Raw genomic sequence first — 4,125 nt, forward strand, 5'->3', positions numbered from 1 at the left:
TGGGCAATAACTACTAAGATGTTAAGAATATTTCCTTCATCTTCAGAAAGCACACTGTAATCATAAATAGTTGACCCTTTTATGCTTTTCAGGTCTTCTCTTATATTGTATTCAATAGCATCTTCTAATTCTTTTTTTTCAACCTTTGGCAGTTGAATGGTACGAAACAAAACAGAGTTTAAAGGCAGACCAACTACTACAGAGCTGGCTTTTATTTCCCTTTTTTCCATTTCCTCTTTTAATAAATAACCTGCTTCTTCTATATCTGTACTTGGGATAGTTATTTGAAATGGCATAACAGGTAAAGTGAAATCTTGTCCTTTTTTTTCCAGATAGGATAATTTTAAAAACTGCTCTGAGTATTGAATCCCCAGGGAAATTTTTTTTCTCGTAAATAAACCTATATTTAAAGCTGGTTTAGGTATATCTAAAAGTTTCATTAAAATCCCCCCGATATAACTTACATATTCTTATTCGGAAAGAAAGGGGGATTTCTTTAACCCCCCTCTCTTAATAATAGTTAACAACTAATTATCATGCAAGCCTAATTTCTTCTCTATTTCATAAATTGCTTTTGTTGTTTTTAAGACTGCATCTGGATTTATAGATATTGTATCAATTCCTTGTTCTACTAAGAACTGTGCAAAGTCAGGATAATCTGAAGGTCCCTGACCACAGATTCCGATTTTTCTTCCTTTCTCTTTAGCTGTTTTTATAACCTGAGATATAAGTCTTTTAACAGCTTCATTCCTTTCATCATAAATATGAGCTACAAGAGATGAGTCTCTGTCAAGGCCAAGTGTGAGTTGTGTTAAATCGTTTGAACCGATTGAAAATCCATCAAAATGCTCAGAAAACTGATCTGCAAGAACTACATTTGAAGGAATTTCACACATCACGTAAACTTCAAGACTATTTTCCCCTTTCTTTAATCCATATTCTTCCATAACTTTTAAAACTTTTTCTCCTTCTTCAGGCGTTCTACAGAAAGGAACCATAACTTTTACGTTTTTTAGACCCATTTTGTTTCTAACTCTTAAAATAGCTTTACATTCAAGACCAAATGCAGGCTTAAAGCTTTCAGAGTAGTATCTGGAAGCACCTCTCCATCCAATCATAGGGTTCTCTTCCTTAGGTTCAAAAAGCTGACCACCTAAGAGGTTTGCGTATTCATTGGATTTAAAGTCTGAAAATCTAACTATTACAGGTTTTGGATAGAATGCTGCTGCAATTCTTGCTATACCATAAGAGAGCTTTTTAACATAATATTCTTCCTTGTTATCATAACCAAAAGTTTTATCTTCTATAGCCTCTGCAAGTTTAGGGTCTTTTTGTTTGATTTCATCAAAATGAATTAAGGCAAGAGGATGAACTCCAATATAGTTATTTATAATGAACTCTTCTCTTGCCAATCCTACTCCATCATTTGGTAAGAATGAATAATCAAATGCACCTTCAGGTGTAGCAATATTCATAAGTATAGGGGTTTTGGTCTTTGGAAGTGTGTCTATATCTATTTCTTCAATTTCATACTCAACTTTTCCTTTATAAACATATCCAACTTCTCCCTCAGCACAGGAAACAGTAACATCCATACCATCTTTAAGAACTTCTGTTGCATTTCCTGTTCCAACTACTGCTGGAACTCCAAGTTCTCTTGCAACAATTGCTGCGTGGCAGGTTCTTCCACCTCTATTTGTTACAATTGCCCCTGCTTTTTTCATAATTGGTTCCCAGTCTGGGTCTGTCATATCTGTAACAAGTATATCTCCTGGATTGAATTTTTTAGCATCTTCCAGTGAATGGAGGAGTTTTACTTCTCCATATGCAACTTTATCGCCTACAGCTATGCCTTCAGTTAGAATTTTCTCCTTTCTTTCTTCAACAGGTTCTGTTATCTTGTAAACAGTAATTTTTGAATGGTCTTTTCTTGAATGAACTGTTTCAGGTCTTGCTTGAACTATAAATAGCTCGTTTAATTCTCCATCTTTAGCCCATTCAACATCCATAGGAGTCCATTTATTGTATTTATTAGAATAGTATTCTTCTATTTTCATTACCCAATCTGCAAGTTGAAGTATTTCTTTATCATCAAGACAGAATTTTTTCTGTTCTTCTTTAGGAACTGAAATAACTTTAACTCTTTCTTCCTCTGTTGTTCCATAAATCATTTTATGGGTTTTTTTACCAAGTTTTTTCTCAATGATAGCTTCATAACCTTCTTTAAAGGTTGGCTTAAATACTAAAAATTCATCAGGAGTTACTGCACCCTGAACAACAAGCTCTCCAAGACCGTAAGCACCATTTATTAAAACAACATCTTTAAATCCACTGTCAGTATCAAGTGAGAAAGCAACTCCTGCAGCTGCAAGGTCTGAACGAACCATTTTTTGAATACCTACAGCAAGACCAATAGAAAAATGGTCAAATCCAAAAGATTCTCTGTAAGAAATCGCTCTATCAGTAAACAGAGAAGCAAAACAATTTTTAACTGCAACTAATAAAGATTCATCACCTTTAATATTTAAATATGTTTCCTGCTGTCCTGCAAATGAAGCATCAGGCAGGTCCTCAGCTGTAGCTGAGGAACGAACAGCAACATCAACATAATGCTGTCCATACATTTCGCTCAATTTGTGATAATACTCTATTATTTGCTGTTTTAAATCATCAGGGAATTCTCCCCCTTTTATCATTTCTCTTACTTCAAGACCTCTTTTTGCTAAATCTTCAACGTTATTTGGGTCTAAGCCGTCTAAAGCTGATTTAATTTTTTCCCTTAAGTTGTTGTATTCAACAAAGTATCTATAAGCTTTAGCAGTGGCTACATATCCCATAGGTATCTTTATTCCAAGAGGAGAAAGTCCTTTAATCATTTCACCTAAAGAAGCATTTTTACCCCCAACAAGCTCAACATCTTCCATTCCAACTTCGTTAAGCCATACTACTAATTTTTTTTCAGACATATTTAGTCCTCCTAAAATCTATTTAATCAAGTTGTTATTTTTGTAAAATCTGCAATTTTCTTAAATGTATCATTAATCATTTTTAAAAGAGAAAGTCTATTATTTTTTATATTTTCATCTTTTACCATTACCATTACGTTATCAAAAAATTCATCTATATAAGGTTTGAGTTTTAAAAGACTTTCCAGTGCTTTTTTATAATCTTTATTTTTTATGTCATTTTCAAAATTTTCTTTTGTAGTTAAGTATTGTTTGTAAAGCTGTTTTTCTTCGTCTTTTCCTAAAAGGGTTTGATTAAAACTACTTTCAAATTTTTCTGGAATAATTTTACCTACTCTCTTAAAGACAGTCATCACATCATTAAAATCTTCAGATTTTTTAAACTGCTGGATTGTTTTTATTTTTAAGTAAAGGTTATATAAACTGTAATCATCTGTAGAAACAACTGCGTTTATAATATCTGTAGAATATCCTTTATCTTTCATATAGGAAATAAATCTTCCTTTTATAAATTCTAAAACTTCAGGAATTACATTTTCATCAAATGGGGTTTCCCAGTTTGAATTTATTTTTGCAAAAGCAAGAATTTCAGATTTCTTAGCGTTTTTCTCAATTTCTTTTAATAATTTTTTTAAATCTATATCAATGCCTTTTTCAACTAATATTCTGACTATCCCAATAGCTGCCCTTCTTACTGCAAATGGGTCTGAAGCACCTTTTGGTTTTTCTCCAATTGAAAGGAATGATATTACAGTATCAAGTTTATCTGAAAGTGCTAAAATGCTTCCTATGTCTGTTTGAGGAAGTTCATCATCGGCTGTCTTTGGAAGATAATGCTCATAAATGGCTTTTGCTACTTCTTCTTTTTCCCCTTGTTTAAGGGCATAATGCATTCCCATAATTCCCTGAAGCTCATCAAACTCTTTAACCATTTCAGTTAGAAGGTCACATTTTGATAGTGTGTTTGCTCTCTCCAAATCGTTTATATTGTTAAATCCTATTTCACCAGCAATTAAAGTGGCTATATTACCATTCCTTTTTACTTTATCAAGCATTGAGCCAAGTTTTTGATGAAACTGTATACCTTCAAGCCTTTGATAAAACTCTTCTAAGCTGTGTTTAAATCTTCTTCATAAAGATAAAGCATCTCAAGTCTTGC

At 32.8% G+C, this 4,125-nt stretch carries 2 protein-coding genes and 1 pseudogene; all 3 read right to left on the minus strand.

What is annotated here, in order from left to right; all coding sequences use genetic code 11:
- Positions 1–440 (minus strand): annotated as a pseudogene (locus HG1285_RS05635) (pilus assembly protein PilM); the annotation flags it as partial.
- Positions 441–527: 87 nt separating this feature from the next.
- The gene (gene ppsA / locus HG1285_RS05630) at positions 528–2,966 is read right to left on the minus strand and encodes a phosphoenolpyruvate synthase (protein ID WP_008288345.1); all 2,439 of its coding nucleotides are present in this window, start codon (positions 2,964–2,966) and stop codon (positions 528–530) included.
- A gap of 26 nt (positions 2,967–2,992) precedes the next feature.
- A complete protein-coding gene (glyS, locus tag HG1285_RS18245) occupies positions 2,993–4,048 on the minus strand; it encodes a glycine--tRNA ligase subunit beta (protein WP_232219502.1) in 1,056 nt (351 codons plus the stop codon).
- Positions 4,049–4,125: the final 77 nt, after the last annotated feature.

Source organism: Hydrogenivirga sp. 128-5-R1-1, from assembly GCF_000171895.1.

What these genes read in the sequence shown, in the direction of transcription:
- ppsA (WP_008288345.1), bottom strand. Translation starts at nt 2,966, where the DNA reads ATGTCTGAAAAAAAATTAGTAGTATGGCTTAACGAAGTTGGAATGGAA.